We start from the raw sequence: 325 nt of genomic DNA, 5'->3' as shown, positions 1-325 counted from the left end.
TCCAACTCAGCCAGCCGTGCCCGGATCGCGACTACTGCGTGCAGTACGACGAAACCGATCTGCATTTCGTCCAGCGTTTGTGTGAAGAGGAAGGCATTCACTACCACTTCCAGCACAGCCAGAAAGGTCATCTGCTGGTGTTCGGCGATGACCAGACCGTGTTCCCGAATCTCGGCCAGCCGACCGCGTACGTGCAGGGCAGCGGCATGGTCGCCGAAGAACCGGTGATCAAAGGCTTCAAACTCCGTCTGGAAACCCGCACCAGCCGCACCACCCGCCGCGACTACGACTTCGAAAAACCGCGCCTGCAAATGGAGGCCGCATA

The 325-nt window shown here is 59.7% G+C and carries 1 protein-coding gene; it reads left to right on the top strand.

Translation table 11 applies throughout. The features are described from left to right. Positions 1 to 325, top strand: a 325-nt coding sequence (locus C1X29_RS28265) for a contractile injection system protein, VgrG/Pvc8 family (protein WP_256584416.1), incomplete at both ends; no start/stop codon positions are given.

Origin of the sequence: Pseudomonas sp. GW456-12-10-14-LB2, assembly GCF_002884345.1 — a bacterium.
In the GTDB taxonomy this organism is placed as follows: domain Bacteria; phylum Pseudomonadota; class Gammaproteobacteria; order Pseudomonadales; family Pseudomonadaceae; genus Aquipseudomonas; species Aquipseudomonas paraglycinae.
Note: the sequence above shows the minus strand (reverse complement) of the source record. Positions and strands in the feature narration are given on the sequence as shown.